This window comes from Caldalkalibacillus thermarum, assembly GCF_014644735.1.
Lineage (GTDB): Bacteria > Bacillota > Bacilli > Caldalkalibacillales > Caldalkalibacillaceae > Caldalkalibacillus > Caldalkalibacillus thermarum.
This window is the reverse complement of the sequence record NZ_BMKZ01000076.1, coordinates 1-5,017: the sequence shown is the minus strand read 5'-3', so window position 1 is coordinate 5,017 and position 5,017 is coordinate 1. Positions and strand designations below refer to the sequence as shown.

Genomic DNA, 5,017 nt, shown 5'->3' with positions numbered 1-5,017 from the left:
TAGCTATCGCCATAAAGAAGTAAAAAACCTCGGCTTGCGGGAATGGACGTGTCCATCGTGTGGTACACATCATGACAGGGACATCAATGCCGCAAAAAATATTTTGCAGGAAGGCTTACGCTTGTTGCCTTCCTAGTCAACTGAACCGTGGGACACACGGGGATAGCCCGGTCAACTTCCCATCATGAGATGGGATTACCCGAGAAGCCCCCACCTCTAAGCGTTAGCGTAGGTGGTGGGAGTATGTCACACCGTTATATCCAGTTTAACAAAATCCAATGATCATGCTGACATGAATTATCAACATTAAGGTGGAAGCGATAAAGTATAACCCCTCTCACAATGAGAGGGGGCACATGATTTCGCCTGTTGTTTGGCTATGATATTAGTCTCTCACTCAGTAACTGGGAAATTCTTTGTCATGAATCTGACCTGGCTCTTGTTTAATCGTCAGCTGCTGTAGGGCTTCTTTAATCACCGCTTTTTGAGTTTCGACGTCATGGGGCTTACCCAGTGAATGGCCAAATTGGAAGCCAACCGGGTGAATGGCCCGGGGCGGTCTCATTAAGCCGGACTGCTCCTTGTCCAGAGTGACCAGCACGGTTGGAATACCTTGCATTTCAATGGCACGTTGTACCGCGACCACGGTACGGTGACACAGCGGTCATCCAGCAGTCAGCAAAACAGCATCTGCTTTGGACTTGGTGATTTCCTTGGCCACTTGTGGGACGGTCTCGTCCAAAATTTGTTTTAAGCGCATGGCGTATCCCATCATGGAAATATGCTTATTGTTCACATCGCCGATAAAGCCCTCTTCTTTTAATTCACGCAAACGATCCAAGGGGAAAATCACATTAATGTCTTTTTTTGGTTCATCTGTATTGTAATGTTCCTTCGGTGCCCCATGTGTAACGGTAAACTGGGATGTATCCGCATCTCCGCTAATCAAGCGGTACGTATGGTCACCAGCGGTGTTAAACGGGTCTTGGTCTTTCAGGTGAGCCCCAGCCGTTGACACAATGGCAATGGTCATCTCGCTTAACGCTTTATCATTAGGCGTATAAGGAATGGCCTTACGTGACATTTCCATAAATAACCACCTCCACCTTTATTTTAACCAACCCCCCGCTTACTATAGCTATGTATGAGGGGTTGTACCATTGATTATACACTATCACTGTACCCCTTCGTCAGCCATTTTAATCCCCTTTTATTTATAAATCTTAACAAAGAAGCTTGTTAAAGAGCACTTGCCTTTTACAGGATTATGTGGTTAACAAGTAAACCCGTGCTTCATAAGGCCGAAGTTTAGTCTGTCTGATCTCATCTTGTTCATCAACATTGTAATTACTGATCAGCAACTGTTTGCTGCTGTATGTTACATTGTCCGGCAATCTAAACACAGGCTGTTCCTCAGAAAAATTAGTGATGACGAGCAAGGTCTGATTTCCTAACTGTCTGAGATAGGCATAAATCTGTTCATCCTCTTCCATGATGAGGCGATATTGGCCATAAACAATCACATCGTATGTTTTCCGCAATTGAATCAGCTTTTGATAATAATAAAAGATGGAATTCGGATCGTTTAATGCTTGCTCCACATTAATGGATTTATAGTTGGGATTAACGGCAATCCATGGCGTACCAGTAGTAAAACCAGCATGTTTTTGATCATTCCATTGCATAGGAGTTCTGGCATTGTCACGGCTTCGTTCATGGATCGCTTTCATCATCGCCTCATGGGACAATTTACCGCCTTGAACTAAATCCCGATAGGCATTCAAGGTTTCAATATCCCGATAATCATCTATCTGCTCAAAACGGACATTGGTCATGCCGATCTCTTCACCCTGATAAATGTACGGAGTCCCTTTGAGCATGTGCAAACAAGTGGCCAACATTTTGGCAGATACTTCCCGGTATTCCTCACTATCATTTCCAAAGCGGGAAACCGCGCGAGGCTGGTCGTGATTGCTCCAATACAGCGAGTTCCACCCTTCTTGATCCAGTGCAGTCTGCCATTTGGAGAAAATACGCTTTAGATCAGTCAATTTCCACTCCCCCGGAGACCATTTACCGTATTGGCCATCACCCAGGGAAACGTGTTCAAAATGGAAAACCATTTGCAGTTCGCGCCGGTGTTCAGCGGTGTACAGCTTGGCTTGCTCTGTATCGACACCGGGCATTTCTCCAACTGTGATGATGTCATATTTTGACAGCACTTCCCTGTTCATTTCTTGCAAAAACTCATGGATGCGCGGACCATTCATGTAGAAAGGACTGCCATCCCCATACTCATGTCCTTCAGGCACAACACCATCTGGAAAGTTTTGATCTTTGGAGATAAGGTTAATTACATCCATTCTGAAACCGTCAACGCCTTTATCCAGCCACCACTTCATCATCTCATAAATGTCCTGCCGCACCCGTGGATTTTCCCAGTTCAGGTCAGGCTGTTTCTTGCTGAATAAATGCAAATAATATTCTCCGGTTTGTTCATCGTATTCCCAAGCGGATCCCCCAAAAGTAGCGCCCCAGTTGTTTGGCGGGCTTCCGTCCGGCTTTGGTTTTTTCCATATATAATAATCCCGCTTGTCATTGTCAGTTGAAGAGCGTGAGGCAATAAACCAAGCATGCTCATCTGAGGTGTGGTTGACCACAAGGTCCATCATCACCTTAAGGCCCCGCTTATGGGCTTCCGCCAGCAGTTGATCAAAGTCATCCATAGTCCCAAATTCATCCATGATTTGATAGTAGTCACTAATATCATACCCATTGTCATCATTCGGAGACTGATAAACAGGACAAAGCCAAATGACATCAATGCCCAGCTTGTTTAAATAATCCAATTTTGAGATAATGCCTTGTAAATCACCTATGCCGTCTCCGTTGCTGTCCTTAAAGCTACGGGGATAAATTTGGTACACAACTGCTTCTTTCCACCAAGCTTTGTTCATTCATATCCTCTCCCATACTTTTGCTTATGTTACTTCCCCGAAGACCATAGGAATTGGTCAGCAATGTTAAAGTCACAGCTACAAGAGTAGTGACATACTCCCACCACCTACGCTAACGCTTAGAGGTGGGGGCTTCTCGGGTAATCCCATCTCATGATGGGAAGTTGACCGAGCGATCCCCGTGTGCCCCACGGTTCGAGATCCAGTTAGGCAGTCCCTAACTGTTTCAGACCTTCCTTTTTGATATTGATGGCGGCGTTGGTGTCTCTGTCTGCCACAAAACCGCATTCACAACGAAACTGGCGTTCTGTGAGAGACAGAGATGCCTTCACCCGTCCACAATGTGAACACGTTTTGGATGAGAGGAACCATTTGTCGATTTTGATCAGTTTCTTCCCCTGTTCTGCTAACTTGTATTGAAGGAAAGAGGTGAACAGGCCCCAGCCGTTGTCGTGGACGCTTTGACCGAAATGGAGGGCTTGAGCCATCCCCTTCATGTTGAGGTCTTCGATCACCACCCCATCATACCGGTTGGCCAATTGCCGTGAAACTTGATGCAAAAAGTCCTGACGTTGGTTGGCAATCTTTTCGTGCAACTGGGCGACTTTCAGCCGCTGTTTGTGCCAACGGTTGGAACCTTTCCTGCGTCGTGACAGCACCCGTTGGGCTCGGGCCAGTTTTTCTAAGGCTTGCCGGTAAAATCGAGGATAATTGGCTCTCTTACCCTCGCTATCGACATACAGCGTATTCATGGAAAAGTCCAACCCCACCACGTTTTTCACGTCTTTTGGCACCGGTTGGTGCTCGTATTCTGTCAGGATGGAGATAAAATATTTTCCTGTTTTCGTTTTGGTGATCGTACAAGCCTTGATAATGTGGTGAACAGGAATCTGCCGATGTTGCTTCAATTTGACCCATTTCAGTTTGGGTAACTGGATATAGCCATCGGCAAGCTTAATGTTTCCGTTGACCACATTTGTCGTGTACGACTGTTTGGCCTTGCGGCTTTTGAACTTGGGAAATCCCGCCCGGCCAGAGAAGAAGTTGGTGAATGCCTGCTTTAAGTTTAACTGGGCATTGGCTAATGCCAAACTGTCTACTTCCTTGAGCCATACAAACTCTTTTTTGTACTTGGCCGGAGTGGGAAATTTGTGCTGTTTCAAGGCTTCTTTGTCGTCTTTGAACTTTTCATAAATTTGTATGCGTTCCTCAAGCATTTTGTTGTAGACGAAACGGACACAACCGAACGTTTTGGCGAGCAGTTGTTCTTGTTCTTGTGTTGGATACAGAAGGAATTTGTAGGCTTTGTTGGCCATATCCGCATCACCTGCCCACAACACGAACGTTTGTTTGATTTTATTTTACCACAATCATCATATTGAGGCTACATCAAACCGACATTCATCTCCCACTTTCGCTTCGCTTAGAAGTGGGAGACTTCTGTCGGAGGTAAGTTAAAATAATTGATGACAAATTTATTGTCAATGATCTTTATTATTTATCGACCGATGTAAAATACAATCTTGGACAGGCAATAATTTCAATCCTTTACTGCTTACTTCTTCTATTTAGGAAATAAAAGAAAAAAGTCTATCCAATCCTTGGATAGACTTTTGTTTAAGGCCTGGCAACGACCTACTCTCCCAGGGGCTCCCGCCCCAAGTACCATCGGCGCTGGAGGGCTTAACTTCCGTGTTCGGAATGGGAACGGGTGTGTCCCCTCCGCTATCGTCACCAGACCGTTCGGGACTGTGTCCTCCGTGTCTCGCACTGCGTTTGCAGGCCACGTCGGACACAGTCCCTCTCTTATTCATTTCTCCGCTAAAACAGAGTGCTTGGTCACTCTGAATGTTGCTTAAGTTTCTTGGTACACGTCCTGTTTGCGAAGCCGCCTGTAAGCGTCAGTGCGAGCGGCTGAGCAAACATGAGTTGTACCCTGAAAATTAGATAACAGCAACGATTCACCGGTGCCACGCGTGAATGGGTTAAGCCCTCGACCGATTAGGATCTGGTCGCTCCACGCATTGCTGCGCTTCCACTCCAGACCTATCTACCTCGTC

Annotated in this window: 5 protein-coding genes and 1 rRNA gene; 1 reads left to right on the top strand and 5 read right to left on the bottom strand. The window is 45.9% G+C overall.

The window, feature by feature from the left end; translation table 11 throughout:
• Positions 1-136, top strand: a 136-nt coding sequence (locus IEW48_RS16070; RefSeq protein WP_188624641.1) for a zinc ribbon domain-containing protein, incomplete at its 5' end; no start/stop codon positions are given.
• A gap of 261 nt (positions 137-397) precedes the next feature.
• Here IEW48_RS16070 and IEW48_RS16065 read toward each other — a convergent pair.
• The 5 genes from IEW48_RS16065 to rrf all read right to left on the bottom strand — a co-directional run bounded on the left by IEW48_RS16065 (position 398) and on the right by rrf (position 4,696).
• Entirely contained in the window at positions 398-646 is a 249-nt protein-coding gene (locus tag IEW48_RS16065) for a hypothetical protein (protein ID WP_229704095.1), read from the bottom strand.
• An 18-nt stretch (positions 647-664) separates the two neighbouring features.
• Positions 665-1,090 (bottom strand): glycine/sarcosine/betaine reductase selenoprotein B family protein, encoded by a 426-nt coding sequence (locus tag IEW48_RS16060; RefSeq protein WP_188624640.1) that lies wholly within the window; start codon positions 1,088-1,090, stop codon positions 665-667.
• 175 nt (positions 1,091-1,265) lie between these two features.
• On the bottom strand, positions 1,266-2,957 hold the full coding sequence (locus IEW48_RS16055) for a glycoside hydrolase family 13 protein (protein ID WP_188624639.1): 1,692 nt from the start codon (positions 2,955-2,957) through the stop codon (positions 1,266-1,268).
• Between the two features lie 206 nt (positions 2,958-3,163).
• Entirely contained in the window at positions 3,164-4,273 is a 1,110-nt protein-coding gene (locus tag IEW48_RS16050) for an RNA-guided endonuclease InsQ/TnpB family protein (RefSeq protein WP_188624638.1), read from the bottom strand.
• A gap of 306 nt (positions 4,274-4,579) precedes the next feature.
• A 5S ribosomal RNA gene (gene rrf, locus IEW48_RS16045) occupies positions 4,580-4,696 on the bottom strand.
• Positions 4,697-5,017 lie beyond the last annotated feature (321 nt).

Excerpts from the sequence above, each read along its gene's own strand:
- IEW48_RS16050 (WP_188624638.1), bottom strand. The coding sequence starts at position 4,273 with ATGGCCAACAAAGCCTACAAATTCCTTCTGTATCCAACACAAGAACAA.
- IEW48_RS16055 (WP_188624639.1), bottom strand. The coding sequence starts at position 2,957 with ATGAACAAAGCTTGGTGGAAAGAAGCAGTTGTGTACCAAATTTATCCC.
- IEW48_RS16060 (WP_188624640.1), bottom strand. The coding sequence starts at position 1,090 with ATGGAAATGTCACGTAAGGCCATTCCTTATACGCCTAATGATAAAGCG.